This window comes from Galbibacter sp. PAP.153 (assembly GCF_037029175.1).
GTDB classification, from domain to species: Bacteria; Bacteroidota; Bacteroidia; order Flavobacteriales; family Flavobacteriaceae; genus Galbibacter; species Galbibacter pacificus.
The window spans coordinates 13523-31283 of record NZ_JAZEUN010000021.1; the positions used below are offsets into that span (position 1 = coordinate 13523).

Annotated in this window: 15 protein-coding genes and 3 tRNA genes; 8 read left to right on the forward strand and 10 right to left on the reverse strand. The window is 37.6% G+C overall.

What is annotated here, in order from left to right; genetic code table 11:
• Positions 1-9: 9 nt before the first annotated feature.
• The 6 genes from fucP to UXI14_RS13695 all read right to left on the reverse strand — a co-directional run bounded on the left by fucP (position 10) and on the right by UXI14_RS13695 (position 8238).
• A complete protein-coding gene (fucP, locus tag UXI14_RS13670; RefSeq protein ID WP_335966617.1) occupies positions 10-1332 on the reverse strand; it encodes an L-fucose:H+ symporter permease in 1323 nt (440 codons plus the stop codon).
• A gap of 15 nt (positions 1333-1347) precedes the next feature.
• A complete protein-coding gene (locus UXI14_RS13675) occupies positions 1348-2271 on the reverse strand; it encodes an ROK family protein (protein ID WP_277901060.1) in 924 nt (307 codons plus the stop codon).
• Positions 2272-2335: 64 nt separating this feature from the next.
• Entirely contained in the window at positions 2336-4519 is a 2184-nt protein-coding gene (locus UXI14_RS13680; RefSeq protein WP_335966618.1) for a GH92 family glycosyl hydrolase, read from the reverse strand.
• 9 nt (positions 4520-4528) lie between these two features.
• Positions 4529-5950 carry a glycoside hydrolase family 125 protein gene (locus tag UXI14_RS13685; protein WP_335966619.1) on the reverse strand — a complete coding sequence of 474 codons (1422 nt, stop codon included), beginning with the start codon at positions 5948-5950 and terminating at the stop codon, positions 4529-4531.
• Positions 5951-6080: 130 nt separating this feature from the next.
• Positions 6081-7115, reverse strand: a complete 1035-nt coding sequence (locus UXI14_RS13690) for a substrate-binding domain-containing protein (RefSeq protein WP_335966621.1) — start codon at positions 7113-7115, stop codon at positions 6081-6083.
• Between the two features lie 178 nt (positions 7116-7293).
• On the reverse strand, positions 7294-8238 hold the full coding sequence (locus tag UXI14_RS13695) for a hypothetical protein (RefSeq protein WP_335966622.1): 945 nt from the start codon (positions 8236-8238) through the stop codon (positions 7294-7296).
• 110 nt (positions 8239-8348) lie between these two features.
• Here UXI14_RS13695 and UXI14_RS13700 point away from each other — a divergent pair, with 110 nt between their 5' ends.
• Both UXI14_RS13700 and UXI14_RS13705 read left to right on the forward strand, forming a co-directional pair.
• A complete protein-coding gene (locus tag UXI14_RS13700; protein ID WP_335966623.1) occupies positions 8349-8720 on the forward strand; it encodes a S4 domain-containing protein in 372 nt (123 codons plus the stop codon).
• 91 nt (positions 8721-8811) lie between these two features.
• Complete coding sequence (locus UXI14_RS13705) at positions 8812-9315, forward strand: phosphoribosyltransferase family protein (RefSeq protein WP_277901054.1); 504 nt, start codon at positions 8812-8814, stop codon at positions 9313-9315.
• On the opposite strand, the gene UXI14_RS13710 is transcribed toward UXI14_RS13705, so the two are convergent.
• Positions 9307-9822: a shikimate kinase gene (locus UXI14_RS13710; protein WP_335966624.1), complete on the reverse strand. Its 516-nt coding sequence runs from the start codon at positions 9820-9822 to the stop codon at positions 9307-9309. The genes UXI14_RS13705 and UXI14_RS13710 overlap by 9 nt on opposite strands.
• A 156-nt stretch (positions 9823-9978) precedes the next feature.
• Here UXI14_RS13710 and UXI14_RS13715 point away from each other — a divergent pair.
• From UXI14_RS13715 to UXI14_RS13735, 5 genes are all read left to right on the forward strand, one after another.
• A tRNA-Lys gene (locus UXI14_RS13715) sits at positions 9979-10051 on the forward strand.
• Between the two features lie 70 nt (positions 10052-10121).
• A tRNA-Lys gene (locus UXI14_RS13720) sits at positions 10122-10194 on the forward strand.
• Positions 10195-10255: 61 nt separating this feature from the next.
• Positions 10256-10339 (forward strand) — tRNA-Leu (locus UXI14_RS13725).
• Positions 10340-10443: 104 nt separating this feature from the next.
• Positions 10444-11724 carry a chloride channel protein gene (locus UXI14_RS13730; protein WP_277901052.1) on the forward strand — a complete coding sequence of 427 codons (1281 nt, stop codon included), beginning with the start codon at positions 10444-10446 and terminating at the stop codon, positions 11722-11724.
• A 5-nt stretch (positions 11725-11729) separates the two neighbouring features.
• Complete coding sequence (locus UXI14_RS13735; RefSeq protein ID WP_335966625.1) at positions 11730-12101, forward strand: group III truncated hemoglobin; 372 nt, start codon at positions 11730-11732, stop codon at positions 12099-12101.
• A gap of 36 nt (positions 12102-12137) precedes the next feature.
• Here the strand turns inward: UXI14_RS13735 and UXI14_RS13740 are convergent, their stop codons facing one another.
• On the reverse strand, positions 12138-13073 hold the full coding sequence (locus tag UXI14_RS13740) for an NAD-dependent epimerase/dehydratase family protein (protein ID WP_335966626.1): 936 nt from the start codon (positions 13071-13073) through the stop codon (positions 12138-12140).
• 226 nt (positions 13074-13299) lie between these two features.
• Between UXI14_RS13740 and UXI14_RS13745 the strand changes: the two genes are divergently transcribed.
• Complete coding sequence (locus UXI14_RS13745; protein ID WP_335966627.1) at positions 13300-14208, forward strand: MerR family transcriptional regulator; 909 nt, start codon at positions 13300-13302, stop codon at positions 14206-14208.
• A 40-nt stretch (positions 14209-14248) separates the two neighbouring features.
• On the opposite strand, the gene UXI14_RS13750 is transcribed toward UXI14_RS13745, so the two are convergent.
• Complete coding sequence (locus UXI14_RS13750) at positions 14249-14809, reverse strand: TlpA disulfide reductase family protein (protein ID WP_335966628.1); 561 nt, start codon at positions 14807-14809, stop codon at positions 14249-14251.
• A gap of 588 nt (positions 14810-15397) precedes the next feature.
• Positions 15398-17659 carry an aconitate hydratase gene (locus UXI14_RS13755; protein ID WP_335966630.1) on the reverse strand — a complete coding sequence of 754 codons (2262 nt, stop codon included), beginning with the start codon at positions 17657-17659 and terminating at the stop codon, positions 15398-15400.
• Between the last annotated feature and the right edge of the window lie 102 nt (positions 17660-17761).

Below are 17761 nucleotides of genomic sequence, written 5' to 3' on the forward strand. Positions count from 1 at the left end.
ATTTAGTAATTAAGATGCCTTTTCGGCTGAAAGTTTATTGCGGTAAACTGCCGTTGCATACAAGGCAACCATTAAAAAGCAAATTGCTGGCAAAACAAACGAAAAATTAATTTCGGATATGCCCAGTATTTTAATATCGTTTACGCCGGCTCCGCCCAAATCGATCAATATTCCCTGTAATTGGGGCAATAATGCACCTCCAACAATGGCCATAACAAGACCGGCAGCACCAATTTTAGAATCTTCTTCAGAAAGACCGTCAAGAGCAATTCCATAAATCGTGGGGAACATAATAGAAAGAAAGGCCGATATCATCACCAAAAAGTAAAGTCCAATTTCATTTTGAACAAACATGGTACCCAAGCAGCAAATAATACCAAAAAGGGCAAAGTAAAACAACAGTTTGGAAGAACTCATAAATTTCAATAAATAAGTTCCAATAGCCCTTCCGATGGTAAAAAGAAAGAAAGCCGCTAATTGATAATTGGCCGCCGTTTCTGATGAAACCCCAATTCCTTCAGCATATTGATAAATATAGGTCCAGCACATAATTTGTGCGCCCATGTACATTACCAAGGCCAAAACCCCATAAACGTACCTTTTATTTTTAAAAAGGCTGGAGAAAGTTTTGGACAAGCTTGGAATGCCCTCTTCGTCTCTAACCTGTGGCATTTTGTTAAGGAGTATCATTACCAGTACTGCCAAAACAACAATTCCTAAAATTACATAAGGATCACGGATTACCATTAAATCGGAGGTTCTTATCAATGTCTTTTTTGCTTCGGCCAGAGCACTGTAATTTTCGTAATCATCCGATTGAAGCTTTTCCAGTACAAAAAACTTGGCCACCAACAATCCCAGGACCAATCCTACGGGATTAAATGCCTGTGCTAAATTAAGCCTTCGGATGGCCGTTTTGCTATTGCCCATTGAAAGAATATACGGATTGGCCGTAGTCTCCAAAAATGCCAGTCCGAAAGTAAGCACGTACAAGCCAAGGCAGAAGAACCAAAACTGTTGGGTTGTAGCCGCCGGATAGAAAAGTAGTGCGCCAACAGCATACAAAGTCAGCCCGATTATAATTCCGCTTTTGTAGGAGAATTTCCTAACAAAGAGTGCCGCTGGCAAAGCCATGCAAAAATAGCCCCCGTAAAATGCCATTTGCACCCAAGCTGCCTGCGAGTTGGTTAACTCCAATACCTTTTTAAATGCCTGAACCATTGGATCTGTAACGGCATTGGCAAACCCCCATAATGCAAATAAAGAGGTGATTAAAACAAATGGAAGCAATATTTTTTTTGAAACTAATGGTGTTGTATCGTTTGTATTCATGGTATCAGGATGGTTTTATATTTTTGGTAATATGAGTTCTATTTTTTTCCAAAAGCTATCGTTGAGCGCATATGCAGCCCCAATAATGTTTGCTTCTTCTGTATTGCTTATAATTTGAATGGAAAGGTCCATACCGGCTTCGGAAAATGCTTCTTTTAAATCTGGCAGGAACAAAGAAGAAGATTTTGCAATGCTTCCGCCAATGATAAGTAAATCCGGTTGAAATTTATTTATATAGGGAAGCATGAACTCGCATAAATTAACGGTAAATTTTTTGAACAATACTTTAGCGACCTCTTTTTCTTCATCGATAATTTCTTTCACGCCATAAATATCGTTATTTCCGTTGTATTCTTCATATGCATTTATGAACCATCGGGTTGAAAAATAATCATCTGAAATTCCATTTTTATATGGTTTATCCCAGAGACAGCCATTTTCTGGGACTTCATTGCCTGTAAGTATTGGCATATCACCATCAAAAAAAGCAGCACCAAAACCAGTTCCCAAAGTAATTGCAATTACTTTTTTATCGGTTTTGATTCCGCCGCACAACAAACTTCCCAGACCAAAAGAGGATGCATCGTTAAGAAAACGAAGCTTTATATTTTTTGCCGATACATATTTTGGCAATTCATTTAAAACGGACACATTGTAAAGCGATTCATACTTGTCGTTCACTTCAAACATGGCTATGCCTTCTTTGTACTTAAAAGGCCCGGGCATGGCAAAACCAATTCCTTCAATCTGTTTTCCTTTAAATATTTTTAAAACCTGGTTTATGGTATCTCCCCATGTTTGAAGGATTGTTTCTTTGCTCGCTTTCGAATTTACTTCATTTTGAAAATATGTTTCCGGAAGAATGGTATTTGTGTTTGTATTTACAGCCGCACAAGACACATGGCTTCCCCCTATATCTACTCCAATTACTATTGGCATTCTATGCAATTTTTTGTTAATTAATGTATGTTGATCCCTGTTCTGTTTATGGCAGAGAGCACGCTTATTCTGTTAATATGTTTATATGCCCGCCCTTTATAAATAAATCGTGCGGAACAAAATAACCTTTGGTTGGTTGATTGTCCACTTTAATTTCCTTCAGGCCTCTTTTTCCGGCATTTGTATTAATTTTTAAATGTTTGTTATTAAACAATGTTATGTCCACTTCATTAAAAACCGGCACCGTAACAAGATATTCGGGGTCGGCGGGAGACAACGGATAAATTCCCATTGCGGTGAAAACATACCAAGAAGACATCTCACCTGCATCGTCCATTCCGGGTAATGCCAAGCCGTTTTCACCAATTCCGTAAAAATTATTCAATATATTATCCAACACCTTTTGGGATTTTTCCGGTTTATCAACAAAATAATATGCAAAAGGAGCTTCGTGGTCTGGTTGGTTTCCTTGGCAATATTGACCAATAAAACTGGAAACATTTCTAGCAATATGCTCTGGGTTCCACGGCAAGGTAAACATGGAGTCCAGTTTAGCTTCAAAAGCATCCTTTCCGCCATAAAGCGTTACCAATCCCTGCATATCATGCGGCACATAAAAAGATACTTGCCATGCATTTGCCTCGCGGTACATGTATTCGTAATATGGATATTGCGGATTGAAAGGTGTTATCCAACTGCCATTTTTTAATTTTCCGCGCATAAAATTTGTAGAAGCATCAAAAACGTTCTTGTAATTCTTGGATCGTATTTGCAAATCTTTGTAATGAACGGTATCGTTCACTTCTTTTGCCAATAGGGATAGCGCATAGTCGTCGTATGCATATTCCAGTGTTTTGGAGACCCCGGCCTTGGCCTTGGTTTCTACATGTGGATTTTCAACATCGGGATCGGCTATATACCCTTTCTCGATATATTCGGCAATATAGGGTCTGGTGCCTCCTTCTTTATAAGCATTGTTTAACAATAATTTGTATGCCTTATCAACATCAAAATCGTTAATTCCCCGCAAATAAGATCCGGTTATAAAAGAAGCGGCATGGTCTCCATGAAAAAAAGTTGGAATAAAACCCCTTATTTCACCACGGTCAACGAGCGAGTTTATTACGTCGTTTGTGACCTTTGGAGAAAACAAGCCCAATAAAACCACTTTATTTCTGTAAGTATCCCATAGAGAAGGAATTGTATAATACTTATATGCCTCGTTTCTTACTTTTCCCGATTCATCGGTAAAATCACCATTTATGTCACTTCGCAGGGCCGGCCATAAAAATGCCCTATATAAAGAGGTATAGAAAAGTTCTTTTTCCCTTTTGCTTCCGCCCGATACTTTTATTTTAGACAAAAGGTCGTCCCAGACTTCATTGGCGCTATTTTGAACTTCGGTTATTGTTTTGTTGCCAATTTCGTTCTTGAGATTTTCCTTTGCATTTTCTTCACTTACAAAAGACAATCCTATCCGTAATATTACCTTGTTTTCATCATCGTTTAAATGAACCAAAGCATAGCCTTTTGCCTTGCCTTCGTTAATTTTTTCTATCTGCTTAATTTCTTGGCTAATGGTTGCATAAAAATATATTTTTTCATTTCCCATTTTTTGGTAACCGGCCACTTGGTTTTCGCCTGTTTTTTTCAGGGTCCAATCGTCAACATGATTATTAGCCCTTCCAAGATCGAACAAAATTTTCCTATCGGAATTATCTTTAAACGCATATTCATGAATGCCACACCGCAATGTTGAGCTTAATTTTACATCTACTCCATAATCGTTCAAGAAAACTTGATAATATCCAGGTGAAGCCTTTTCACGACCATGATCAAAAGAAGATTTATAAGGAAACGAAGCATTTTTTGATATTGGCAGTACCGGGATATTGCAAAGGTTCCAATGCCCTTTGTTGGTATGCGCAAAACCTAAAATTTCCTTATCTTCATATTCGTACCCTGCGCCTGTTCCGTATTGGGTTATGGGACTTAATTGCACCATGGCATTGGGCAAAGACGAGCCCGGATAAACAAGTCCGGCCCACACCCGCCAATCTTTTGGGGGCGTATAACCTATGGTTTTGGGGTCTGTAAGCGGTGCTGTTCCAATAAAGGGATTTACATACGATGTAAAATTAACATCATCTGCCACAACCGCTTTTTCCTTTTTGCCACAGGTAACCAATATGCCCAACAATGCCAAAAAAGGAAGTATTCTTCTAATTTTTTTATAAAGCAACGTCATTTTTAGCAGTTATTTTAATAGTTCGGGTTTTGTTACATAAGTCTCCCATAACAACTCTCCAAAAAGAGTATTTGCCCATGCAAACCATGACCTTGTAAAGTTTTTAGGGTCGTCTTTATGAAAAGATTCGTGCATATATCCGGTACCGCCATGAGTTGTCTTTAAAGTAGCTATGCATTGCTTTATTTCATCAGGAGAAGTACTTGTTAAAGCCCTCATGGTAATGCCCATTGGCCAGATCATATCCATTCCCACATGTGGCCCACCAATACCTTCGGCGGCCTTTCCTTTAAAGAAAAATGGGTTGTCCAGCGACCATACAAAATTACGCGTGTTCTGATAGATTTTATCGTTTACATCAATGGCGCCCAAGTAAGGCAGGGAAAGCAAGCTAGGCACATTGGCATCGTCCATTAACAAATGGTTTCCATAACCATCTATCTCAAAAGCATAAATATCTCCATGTTTTGGATGATTTACAACCGCATATTTCCCCAAAGCAGCTTCAACTTCATTGGCCAATGCCAATAATTCGTTTGAAAGTTCGGCATCCGAATGGATTTCGATTACCATTTCCGCAGCTTGTTTTAAACTCACCACTGCAAAGAAATTTGAAGGGACCAAAAATGAAAAAACCGTGGCGTCGTCGCTAGGCCTAAAAGCCGAACAAATTAATCCCACCGGGTTTACGGGATAGCCATATCCCTTTAAGGCCCTTGTGTCTGTAGCATGAGGTGTTTCGCGCATAAACGAATAAGGCCCCGGCCCTTCTTTTTGCTGTTGGTCCTTAAAAGTTTTTAGAACTGCCCGAATGGCCAATTTCCAATCGTTATCAAATAAATTGGTCTCACCTGTATTCTTCCAATAATTATATGCCAAACGAATTGGGTAGCACAAAGAATCTATTTCGTATTTGCGCTCGTGCACGCCGGGTTTCATGTCGGTATAATCGCTTGCCCACTCCCCTTTTTTATTGGGATCGTTGTAAAAAGCATTGGCATATGGATCTTTTAAAATATATGAAGTCTGCCTATTAATTACACCAGCAATAAGATCTTTTAAATGCTCATCCTTATCTATAAAAGCCATATATGGCCATACTTGCGCAGAGCTGTCTCTTAACCACATGGCATCGATATCCCCGGTGATTACATAGGTGTCTGGTTTGTCATTTTTTTTGGTAAACGTTACCGTTGTGTCCAATGTATTCGGAAAGCAATTATTAAACAGCCATACCAATTCGTCATCGTTTACGTTTTTTGAAAATTCTTTAATTGCCTTTTCTATGGCCTTGCTTGTAAAATTTCGCTGCGCTTCTGCAATTCTTACCGTTGGAAACTGTTTCTTTAAAGAAGCCACTATATCCATGGGGTTTATAAAAGCCAGCGACCCCGCCATAGCTGTATTTTGTATAAATTTTCTTCGTTCCATTTTCTAAAAACATATTAAGTTATAGGTGACTAATATTGCTATTTTTGCCATGCAATATACTAAAACGTTTTAGTTTTTAAAAGTGAATTTAACTTTATTTTTTTATTAACATTTTTTCAATAATAAATTGTTAAGACTGACTTCTCTTTTTTGAAGATTCCCTGATTACTAATGATGATTTTAACACAATGTGCTTGTTGGGCAAGGCTTTTTCCTTATTCTTTATCAATTGAAGAATGAGTTCCATGGATTTTTCTGCCATCTCAGTTGTTGGTTGGGCCACAGCGGTTATTGATGGACTATATGTTTTAAATAATTCGTTATCGTCAAAAGTAATAATACCAATCCTGTCTATTAAATCTGTATACTGCTCTTTAATAACTTTTAGGCCGGCCTGGGTTAAATAATTTGTAGCAAATAAAATGGCATCAATATCGGGGTGCTTTTTTAAAAATTCTTCAATATATACCTCACTATTATCACGTATGGCCTCATTAAAAGGTATTTCCAAGGTATAATTAGGCAAACTGTATTTATTAACAGCATTTTTATAGCCAGACAAACGATCGTCCATTTGTGATTGAGTGGCGTCAATGGTAATGTAAGCTATATTTTTAAATCCATTTTCAATAAAATGCATAATGGCCATAAAAGTAGCATCGCTATTATCGGTTATAACATAATTTGTATCAAGGGTAGGGAAATAACGGTCGAGCAAGACCAAAGGTATGTTTTCCTCAATTAACTGGTTAATGGTGGTTTGTATGCCCGGCGAGGAAACAAGTATAAACCCATCTACCTGCCTAACCTTAAACAGGTTTATTAATTCTATTGTTTTTTTGTCTTCATTATCATTGCTACAAAACAATACCTTATACCCTTTTTTGTATGCCAGGTCCTCGATAAGGCGGGCCAGTTTGGCAAAGAAAAGGTTGGAAATGTCTTCTACCATAAAGACTAAAATTTTGGACTCTCCAGTACGCAGGCTCTGCGCTATTTGATTGGGCTTGTAGTTTACTTTTTTAACGTAGTCCAAAACTTTTTGTGTAAGCTCTTTGGAAATGTGTTTTTCTTCTGCTTTGCCATTTAAAACAAATGAAACGGTAGTAACAGAAATATTAAGGTCGGACGCAATATCTTTTATTGAAACTCTTTTCTTTTTCATTATAATTTAATCATCTGTAGGGTAATTATTATGGTTTAGGGACATACTTATGCTAAAATAGCATGAACTAATATAGAAAAATATATTTTTAAACTTGTAAAAGATACCCTCAAACACAAAAAAAGACCGCCTAAAAGTAATAGGCAGCCTCTTATGTTCTCTGGATATAACAATATTTTTAATTGTTACCCCCTATTTGGTTATCGGGATCAAGATAGTCAGGGATGCCATCTTCATCACTGTCGTCCGGAATGCCATCGCCATCTGCATCATATTCATATTCGGTCAATATGCCATCTCCGTCATCGTCTGAGTCCATGTAATTAGGAATTCCATCTTCATCGGTATCGTCATCGCGGGGGTCTCCATTTTTATTAGGATCTTCCTTGCTCGACGGAATTCCGTCTGGAGTAGCTATATTTGACCCCGTTGTTGAATTATAGGTTACATCTTGATCGACCTCATTATATTGAAGCATATCTACTTTAAAAATCCAAGGATTATAATTTCCACTGGAGTAATATGCCAAACCTGCCGGCACAAAACAAGCTCCAATTCCATAATCTTGATTCCAAGTTAAGGTACCGTCTCCATTTTCTGCATATCCAGTACCTATGCGAAGCTTGGTTGTAAACCAAGCAAATCCTTCTGTTAAACCTCCTAAGGTAACAAAAGTAACTTCTACATCTGAAGCATCTTGTACAATTCCATTTGTATAACTTGCTTCGTATTTACATATTACTTCATCTCCCAACAAGGGGTGTTTCCCTTTATTCCCTTGCTCGTCTTCCCCTTCTCTAGCAATTAAATAATACATTTTTTGAGGAACATCCTGAATAGTAATAAGGGTATCCTTGATCTGATCAATCAAAGGGGTTTTATCTGCATTGTCGCCAGCTATCGTGTCAAAGACAATTTTATAGTCAAAATCTGCCGTAGGATTGGCAAATTCTTCATAATTATAAAAATGCGTTTTTAGGTAAGCTTGCAGTTCCACTTCATTTTCAGCCGTTACTTCTGTTAAGTCTCTTAAAACCGGTTCGTCACTCCCATCATCATCGTTGTTACATGAAATTATAAAAAGCGTTGCAATTACAACAGGTATTAAATATTTAATCTTCATCAATCTTGCTTTTATTATCAATATTAATATATTCCACAAATTCAGGTGCGCAAGATACTATTTTCTAGTATTTTTGCTTTATCCATTAACGAAATTTTTTAATTACAGTTATGCGTATTGATAAGTATTTATGGTGTATTCGTTATTTTAAAACCCGAAATATGGCTACCGAAGCTTGCAAAAAGGGGCATGTTAGCGTTAACGAGCAGACCGTAAAACCATCTCGGGAAGTATTTCCAACAGACAACATCAAACTCAGGAAAAACCAAATTAATTATCAGATTACAGTATTGGATATCCCGGAAAGCCGCATAGGGGCCAAATTAGTAGATATTTACCGAAAAGACACCACTCCAAAAGAGGCCTTTGAACATGTTGACCTTTTAAAATATTCCAAGGACTATTACCGTAAAAAAGGGTCGGGGCGCCCTACTAAAAAAGACCGACGGGATATTGATGATTATCTGGATGATGAAGAATGACAAACTCTATATGACTATTTTTCAACTTTTAAGATTGGACTGTCCTAAATTATAATCCTTAAATAGTATCTTTGACAAAAACTACACAGAAATGACGGCTCAGCAGAATAAAATTTTAGGCCACGATGAAATTCAGCATAAAATAAAGCGAATTGCTTACCAGATATACGAAACCTATGTTGATGAAGAAGAAATTGTAATTGCAGGTATTGCCTCGGGCGGATTGGAACTGGCCAAAAAAATAAACGATGTTATATGTGAAATATCGGACATAAAAACTATTTTTTGTGAAGTCAGAATCAACAAAGAAAGCTTGCTGGAACCCGTAAATACATCACTTGCAGAAGACCTATACAAAAACAAGGCCGTTATTTTGGTAGACGATGTACTAAACTCGGGCGGAACGCTTATCTATGCCGTGAAACATTTTTTAAATGTTCCCCTTAAAAAATTAAAAACCGTTGTTTTGGTTGACCGAAACCATAAAAGGTACCCCGTTAAAGCCGATTTTAAGGGCATTTCGCTTTCTACATCGTTGCAAGAACACGTTTCGGTTGTTTTCAAGGCAGAAGAAGATGCTGTTTATTTAGGCTAGTTTTTCTTGTACCAATACCGCTATTTCTTCCGGCAGTTCATCGTTAACCGAAATTATGTTTGGTGACTTTAGATAAAAGAAATTTCGTTCGAACAAATGTTTCCTAATAAATTCCAGCATTTCTGCATTGGGAATATCTTTTACCAGGGGCCGTTGTTCTTTTTCGGGCAACAAACGCTCAACAAGCTTCTCGGCGGTTAGTTTTAGGTAAAAAACATTGGGCGTAGCCTTTAATATATATTCCATATTGTTACCAAAACAAGGGGTGCCGCCACCTAAGGAAATTACTGCATCTTTATCGTCCTGCAACAACTGCTTTAAATAATTACTCTCTATTTTTCTAAAATAAATCTCGCCTTTCTGTTTAAAAATTTCCGGAATGGATAATTTCTCATTTTCAACTATATAGTCATCAAAATCTATAAATTCGAGAGACTGTTTTTTTGCCAGAATTTTACCCACGGTAGATTTTCCACTACCCATATATCCTAATAAAACTATCGTCATATATGTTACAAATTATTAATTTTCATTCAATTATATTATCCCCATAAAAAAAAGACAAATTTATATTAAAAATGGCTTGAATTATAAATAAATGGTCTTATATTTGCACCCGCTAACGGAAAAAGTTGGCACAATATTTTAAGCATTATATGCATTGACTCGATAGCTCAGTTGGTAGAGCACAACACTTTTAATGTTGGGGTCCTGGGTTCGAGCCCCAGTCGGGTCACTAAGCAAACTTTTTTAAAAATTTTTGCATTAAATAATTTTAAATAGCCTTTTTGGCTATTCTTTTTTTAGACTCGATAGCTCAGTTGGTAGAGCACAACACTTTTAATGTTGGGGTCCTGGGTTCGAGCCCCAGTCGGGTCACAAAAACTTAAAAAAGTTGAGCTTATCGCTTAACTTTTTTTTATTTTAGCAAACCAAATACACCGGGGTGCTGGAACTGGTAGACAGGCATGGTTGAGGGCCATGTGTCCATTAGGGCGTGTGGGTTCGATTCCCATCTCCGGTACAAAACGGGAGACAGCAATTATACTGTTTCCCGTTTTTTTATGCCATCTATTTATTAGAAGAATTATATAAAGTATTTTTGCAAAAGCAATCCTTGCTCCACTTATGGGAAATATTAAAACAAAACGTAAATTATTAAAATACCTTGACCAATTAGATCAACCTATCCGGTTTAATCCGTTTGTGTTTAGCAGGACTTTTTTATTATGGGCTCTTTTGGGCATCATTGGCGGGCTAATTGCCGGGATATATTGGGAAGTTTTAATTTATTTCACCCACATGCTGGCATATTTTCAGGGTTGGTACGTTATTCCTTTAATGGCAATTTGTGGGTTGATAGCCGGATTGATTATCCACTTTATTGGGGATCCCGGAGAAATACACCTTATTGTGGACAATATTAAGTTCAACAAAGGTAAACTTGACCCCAAAAACAATCCTTCCATGATTCTCTCGTCGCTCTTTTGTGTTGCATCGGGAGGGAGCTTAGGGCCAGAGGCCCCTTTGGTACAGGTTACCGGATCGACCGGAAGCTGGCTCGGAAAACTTTTCCGGTTGAAGGGAGAAGAACTCCGTTCCCTCAGCATTGCCGGGATGGCTTCGGGATTTACTGCTTTATTTGGCGCTCCCTTGGGCGGGAGTTTGTTTTCCTTGGAAATACTTAACCACAAACATGCTCTGGAATATTATAAGGCCATTGTTCCCGCTTTGGTAGCAAGCTGTTTTAGCTATATTGTCTTTGCTTTTATTGCCCATTTGGGTTTTGGGGCCACATGGAACTTTAATACATATCAAGTAACCAGTATTTTCGATTTTGGGTATGCCGTGCTCGTGGCCATTGCCGCAACCGCCATTGGATGGCTTTTTATTTATTGCACCAAGTTCTTTAAACAGCTTTTTAACAGGTTCCCGCTTCCTATTTTTATAAAAACCATGATCGGTGGCCTGCTACTGGGCATAATCGCTTTTTATTTGCCTATTACAAGATATTTCGGGCATCATCAAATAAATGAATTGCTAACTGAAAATTTTTCTTTGGCAATGTTATCCTGTATATTAATTTTCAAACTAATTGCAATTTCAATTACTGTTACTTCGGGATGGAGGGGCGGTTTTATTATCCCGCTATTTTTTGTGGGCTCGACATTAGGAATTATACTTCATCAACTTTTTCCAAACATAAACATGGCCATGGCCATGGTAAGCTGCATGGCAGCTATTAATGTTTGTGTTACCCGAACCCCCATGAGCACAACCATTTTATTGAGTACCTTAACGGGGTTCGATTTTTTTATCCCGATTCTATTTGCAAGTCTAACCGGTTATTTTCTTGCTCCTAAAATCCCCTTTATACATACTCAAATGGAAAAGAACAAAAAAGGATAAAAGCTATGAAAACCGATATTCAATCTATAGACGATATCAAGTTACTGGTAGACACTTTTTATGGCGAAATTCGTAAAGACCCTATTTTAAGTCCTATTTTCAATAATGTCATCCAAGATCAGTGGCCAAAACATTTGGAGAAAATGTACCGGTTTTGGGAAACTGTTTTATTAGAAAACCACACCTATTTTGGAAGTCCATTTGCCCCACATGCAAAACTCCCTGTTTCCAAGGAGCATTTCGACAGATGGAAATTACTGCTCTTTACAACTGTTGACTCCCTGTTTATTGGAAAAAAAGCTTCTGAAGCCAAATGGCGTGCCGAAAAAATGGCCGAAATGTTTCAACATAAAATAGCCTACTTTAGCAAACTATAAAACAGCATATTTACCAAAATTGTTCCCAGCCAGCCCTTACGTAAGGTGCTTTAAAATATCCTCGGTCATTTGGTCCAGATTGTAATCGGGTTGCCAATTCCAATCCAAACGGGCCTTTGTATCGTCTATGCTATCTGGCCATGTTGAAGCAATGTCCTGCCTAAAATCGGGCGTGTACGCTATTTTAAAATCGGGATAATGCTTCAATAATGAAGCGTAAATTTCTTTTGGCGAAAAGCTCAAAGCAGAAATATTATAAGAAGACCGGACACTGACATCTTCCTTTGGTGCGTCCATGAGCTGAAGCGTTGCCTTAATTGCATCGGGCATGTACATCATGGGCAGATACGTATCTTCTTTTAAAAAACAATCAAAATCTTCTTTATGTATGGCTGCCCTATAAATATCTACCGCATAATCTGTGGTACCACCACCGCCTACAGATTTATAACCTATAAGCCCGGGATAACGAAGGCTTCTTACATCTACCCCATATTTTTCAAAATAATAGGCGCACCAACGCTCTCCTGCCAGTTTTGATATACCGTAAACCGTTGTGGGGTCCATTACACATTCCTGTGGGGTGTTGTCCATTGGGGTGTTCTTACCAAAAACCGCAATAGAGGAAGGCCAATATATTTTTTCTATTTTACCGTTTTTGGCCATTTCCAGCACATTTAAAAGACTGTCCATGTTTAATTTCCATGTGAAAAGCGGATTCTTCTCCCCCACTGCCGATAAAATGGCCGCCAGATGATAAACTGTAGACACGTCATGCTTTTCAACAAGTTTTGAAAATCGATTAACATCTAAAACATCCAGCACTTCAAAACTACAAAAAGTATATTTTTCAGCAGCCTTTTCATTAATATCCGTTGCTATAACATTCCCGTTCCCGTATTTTTGCGCCAATGCCGCGGTTAATTCGGTTCCCAATTGTCCTCCAGCCCCAGTAATAAGTATTTTCCCCATATAAAAAATTAAAAGATTCCTAAAAAAACAAGATTTTGAAATGCTCTTTTTTTCACATTCGCAAATATCTTTATTTTTTGGTCAGGATTTAAATAAAATACCCGGTTTTTTTATAAGATTATTTTTCTTACTTTACTTGCCGTAATTTCATATATAGCATTTTTGGCAAACAACTTCCCTTAGACCTGTAAAATTGTTATTTTTGTTTAAACAGTTTTCCCTTAAAATGAATGCCATAAAAGATCATTTCAGCATTAAAGACCTTGAAAACCTCTCGGGGATCAAGGCTCATACAATCAGGATTTGGGAAAAAAGATACCGTTTGTTGTCCCCTAAAAGGACCAATACCAATATTCGTTTTTACACCTTAAAAAGCTTGCAAAAATTATTGAACGTTGCATCGCTATATAACCATGGCTACAAAATTTCTAAAATTGCCAAAATACCCGAAACCGAAATACCTGTACTGGTCAGGGAAATAGCATCTATAAGCAACAACAAAGGGCATTCTTTAAACGATATAAAAATGGCCATGATGAATTTTGATCAGGCCCTTTTTTACAATGCATACAATAATTTAATTTCAGAAAAATCTTTTAGGGATGTGTTTTTTGAAGTATTTATACCTTTTTTAAACGACCTAGGTATTTTATGGCAAACCGATACCATTTCGCCGGCACACGAACATTTTATATCTAATTTGATAAAGCAAAAAATTATTGCCAACACAGAGAAACTTCAGCAAATAACCCCTGTTTACGAGGAGCCTGTTTTTGTTCTTTTCTTGCCGAACAACGAGGTGCACGAAATTGGGCTTTTGTATATAAATTACGAAATTATGCTGAGGGGGTATAAGTCTATTTATTTAGGTCAATCTGTCCCGATGGAAGGGCTGCAAAACATTGCAATGCATTACAGCAAGGTAATATTTATATCATATTTTACCATTGCCCCTTCTGCAAACGATCTTGCTTCTTATATAAAAAACCTAAATATGTGCGTGAACACCAATACCCAGCACCCAATATGGGTTTTAGGAAGTCAAACAAAAAATGCTGATATTTCTTTATTTAAAAATGTATCAAGGTTTAGTAGATTGGATGATGTTGTAAAAAAATTACAAGGCCAGTTTTAGTCAAATATATAAGCTTCAATAAAAATATTCCTACCCATAACTATTCAACTATTAACCGATCCAACAATTCCCGAACCTTTTTACTGTTCCAGTCCGCAGCACCTGTTTTATCGATAATAATTTTTCCTTTTTTGTCAATAAGATAAGTTGTAGGCATTGAAGAAGCCTTGATTTTATCGGGAACTGGAGAAAGCGGGGTAAAGACCGGGAAGTTATAATGATGTTTGTCCAGAAACGTCGAAACGGACTTTGAATTTTCATTGGTAACAAATAAAAATAGTACATCGTTTTTATAATCGGTATATAAATCTTGTAGGGAAGGCATTTCGGCAATACAGGGCGGGCACCAGGTTGCCCAAAAATTTATCAGCACAACTTTACCTTCGGTTTCATTAAAGTTATAATTTTCACCACTTATTGTTTGCAGCTTCCATTGATAATCCTCGATAATTTCCCGCTTATTTTCAGAAACTACCGAGGGAGCAAAAGACAACCACCTATTGATGTATACCTTTACCCCTGTTCCAACAGGCGTAAAAACCAACAAGGCTATTACCAGCAATAGGATTATATTTTGAACCTGATTTTTTGTTACTTTCATACCAAATCAACTCATCAAAAAAGAGCGCGCTTCATTATATACAAAGGTACGCCTTTTTAATTCAACCTGTTCTTTGCCTGTTTACCGTGCCCGTAGGGAAGCTATAAAATAAATTGCCAATACGTTTAATTCTCTTTTTTGTTTTTTGTGAATTTTCTAAGTTTATTTTCAGTCATAAAAATTGAAAGTATTAAAAAAATTATCCATAAAAAAACTGTGCCCAAAATTGAAACAACAAAACCAAAAGCAATGAACAATGCAGATCCTACAACTATAGACAAAACACTGAATTTCAATAAAATCCTTGGCCAATACGAGTTTGCTAACCGCCATGACTCAATGTTCGCCATCGATTTTTTCGTTCGGTACCCATATAAATAATTAATATTTTTAGGTGATTTATAAATAAACAGTATTGGAATAAATAATATAATACAAGCAAGAAAAATAGATAACAATATAGGCACCATAAATACTTTCTTTATAAAAGCAAATTATTATTTTCTCGCATAAAATACGAAAACAAGAACAAAAAAAGCTCTCGAAAATTCGAGAGCTTTATATAATTGTTTTAAAAAATCTTACTTATTAAGCATTTTGCTTTTTAATAAGGTTCAATGCAGAACCTTGATTAAACCATGCAATTTGCGAGTTGTTGTACGAATGATTCAATTTTATAACGTCTTTAGACCCATCGGCATGGACAACCTCAACATTTAAAGCTTTGTCCGGAGCAAATTCATTAAGGTCCAGGAAATTAAATGTATCGTCTTCTTGAATTAAATCGTAATCGCTTTCATTTGCAAAGGTAAGTCCTAACATTCCTTGTTTTTTAAGGTTTGTTTCGTGGATACGGGCAAACGATTTTACAATTACAGCGGCAACGCCCAAATGCCTGGGTTCCATGGCCGCATGCTCGCGGGAGGATCCTTCTCCATAGTTATGGTCTCCCACAACAATTGAATAAACACCCTTGGCTTTATAAGCACGTGCTACATCGGGAACCCCTTGGTATTCGCCTGTTAATTGGTTTTTAACAAAATTGGTTTTCTTACCAAAAGCATTTACGGCACCAATAAGCATGTTGTTTGAAATATTATCGAGGTGCCCACGGTAACGCAACCAAGGACCGGCCATGGAAATATGGTCGGTAGTACATTTCCCAAATGCTTTAATCAATAGTTTAGCACCTTTAATTTCATCACCAATTGGCTCGAAAGGCGTTAGCAATTGAAGCCTTTCGGATGTTGGGCTTACAACCACCTCTACGTTACTGCCATCTACAACAGGTTCTACATATCCTGCATCTTCTACAGCAAAACCTTGTGTTGGCAATTCTAAACCGTTAGGCTCGTCTAATTTTACTTCTTCTCCATTTTCATTAATCAATGTATCTGTCATCGGGTCGAAGTCCAAACGCCCTGAAATTGCAATTGCGGCAACCATTTCTGGCGATCCAACAAATGCGTGCGTATTTGGGTTACCATCGGCACGTTTAGAGAAGTTTCTGTTAAAAGAGTGTACAATGGTATTTTTTTCTTCTCCCTTTAAATCGCTTCTGTCCCATTGTCCAATACATGGTCCGCATGCGTTTGTAAATACGGTAGCGTCAAGATCTTCAAAAATCTTCAAAATCCCGTCACGCTCTGCGGTATATCTAATTTGTTCTGATCCCGGGTTGATACCAAAATCTGATTTAGGTTTTATTTTTTTATCAACGGCCTGCTTTGCAATGGAAGCGGCACGTGTTAAATCTTCATATGAAGAATTGGTACAAGAGCCTATTAGCCCCCAATCAACTTTAATTGGCCAACCGTTTTCTTTTGCCTTCTCGCCAAGTTGCCCTACCGGAGTTGCCAAATCTGGCGTGAAAGGTCCATTTAAGTGCGGACGCAGTTCATCAAGGTTTATTTCAATCAATTCATCAAAATACTGTTCAGGATTTGCATATACCTCGTCATCTCCGGTTAAATATTCGCGTACTTTATTTGCGGCATCGGCTATATCTGCTCTATCTGTTGCACGAAGGTAGCGCTCCATGGAATCGTCATACCCAAAAGTAGAAGTTGTGGCGCCTACTTCGGCGCCCATATTGCAAATGGTTCCTTTACCGGTACAAGAAAGGTTTTTGGCACCTTCGCCAAAATATTCTATAATAGCTCCGGTCCCTCCTTTTACGGTTAATATTCCGGCAACTTTCAGGATTACATCTTTTGCAGATGTCCAACCGTTTAGTTTTCCGGTTAACTTAACCCCAATAAGTTTAGGGAATTTTAATTCCCAGGCCATTCCTGCCATAACATCCACGGCATCTGCCCCACCAACTCCAATGGCTACCATTCCCAACCCTCCGGCATTTACCGTATGAGAATCGGTACCAATCATCATTCCGCCAGGAAATGCATAATTTTCAAGCACAACCTGATGAATAATCCCGGCTCCTGGTTTCCAGAAACCTATTCCATATTTATTTGATACTGAACCAAGAAAATCGAATACTTCATTACTTGTCTCGTTTGCACGTTTTAAATCTTGGGCAGCTCCTTGTTTTGCCTGAATTAAGTGATCGCAATGCACTGTTGTGGGAACTGCTACTTTAGCCTTTCCGGCCTGCATAAATTGCAACAATGCCATTTGTGCCGTTGCATCCTGACAAGCAATTCTATCGGGTGCAAAATCCACGTAATCTTTACCTCTTGTAAATGCTTTGGTTGGCATCCCGTCCCAAAGGTGAGCATAAAGTATTTTTTCTGATAAGGTTAACGGCTTACCTGTAAGCTCACGAGCCTTATCGACCCGCTCTGCCATGGAAGCATAAACCTCCTTAATCATATCAATATCAAAAGCCATATTATTGTATATTATTTAATTTGAAAGTCCTGCGAAAATACGAAAAACCCCAGAGTTATTAAAGTTTTTAAGAAAACATTCGGTTATGATGGAAGTTTTGAA

Excerpts from the sequence above, each read along its gene's own strand:
- fucP (WP_335966617.1), bottom strand. The coding sequence starts at position 1,332 with ATGAATACAAACGATACAACACCATTAGTTTCAAAAAAAATATTGCTT.
- UXI14_RS13675 (WP_277901060.1), bottom strand. The coding sequence starts at position 2,271 with ATGCCAATAGTAATTGGAGTAGATATAGGGGGAAGCCATGTGTCTTGT.
- UXI14_RS13680 (WP_335966618.1), bottom strand. The coding sequence starts at position 4,519 with ATGACGTTGCTTTATAAAAAAATTAGAAGAATACTTCCTTTTTTGGCA.
- UXI14_RS13685 (WP_335966619.1), bottom strand. The coding sequence starts at position 5,950 with ATGGAACGAAGAAAATTTATACAAAATACAGCTATGGCGGGGTCGCTG.
- UXI14_RS13690 (WP_335966621.1), bottom strand. The coding sequence starts at position 7,115 with ATGAAAAAGAAAAGAGTTTCAATAAAAGATATTGCGTCCGACCTTAAT.
- UXI14_RS13695 (WP_335966622.1), bottom strand. The coding sequence starts at position 8,238 with ATGAAGATTAAATATTTAATACCTGTTGTAATTGCAACGCTTTTTATA.
- UXI14_RS13700 (WP_335966623.1), top strand. The coding sequence starts at position 8,349 with ATGCGTATTGATAAGTATTTATGGTGTATTCGTTATTTTAAAACCCGA.
- UXI14_RS13705 (WP_277901054.1), top strand. The coding sequence starts at position 8,812 with ATGACGGCTCAGCAGAATAAAATTTTAGGCCACGATGAAATTCAGCAT.
- UXI14_RS13710 (WP_335966624.1), bottom strand. The coding sequence starts at position 9,822 with ATGACGATAGTTTTATTAGGATATATGGGTAGTGGAAAATCTACCGTG.
- UXI14_RS13730 (WP_277901052.1), top strand. The coding sequence starts at position 10,444 with ATGGGAAATATTAAAACAAAACGTAAATTATTAAAATACCTTGACCAA.
- UXI14_RS13735 (WP_335966625.1), top strand. The coding sequence starts at position 11,730 with ATGAAAACCGATATTCAATCTATAGACGATATCAAGTTACTGGTAGAC.
- UXI14_RS13740 (WP_335966626.1), bottom strand. The coding sequence starts at position 13,073 with ATGGGGAAAATACTTATTACTGGGGCTGGAGGACAATTGGGAACCGAA.
- UXI14_RS13745 (WP_335966627.1), top strand. The coding sequence starts at position 13,300 with ATGAATGCCATAAAAGATCATTTCAGCATTAAAGACCTTGAAAACCTC.
- UXI14_RS13750 (WP_335966628.1), bottom strand. The coding sequence starts at position 14,809 with ATGAAAGTAACAAAAAATCAGGTTCAAAATATAATCCTATTGCTGGTA.
- UXI14_RS13755 (WP_335966630.1), bottom strand. The coding sequence starts at position 17,659 with ATGGCTTTTGATATTGATATGATTAAGGAGGTTTATGCTTCCATGGCA.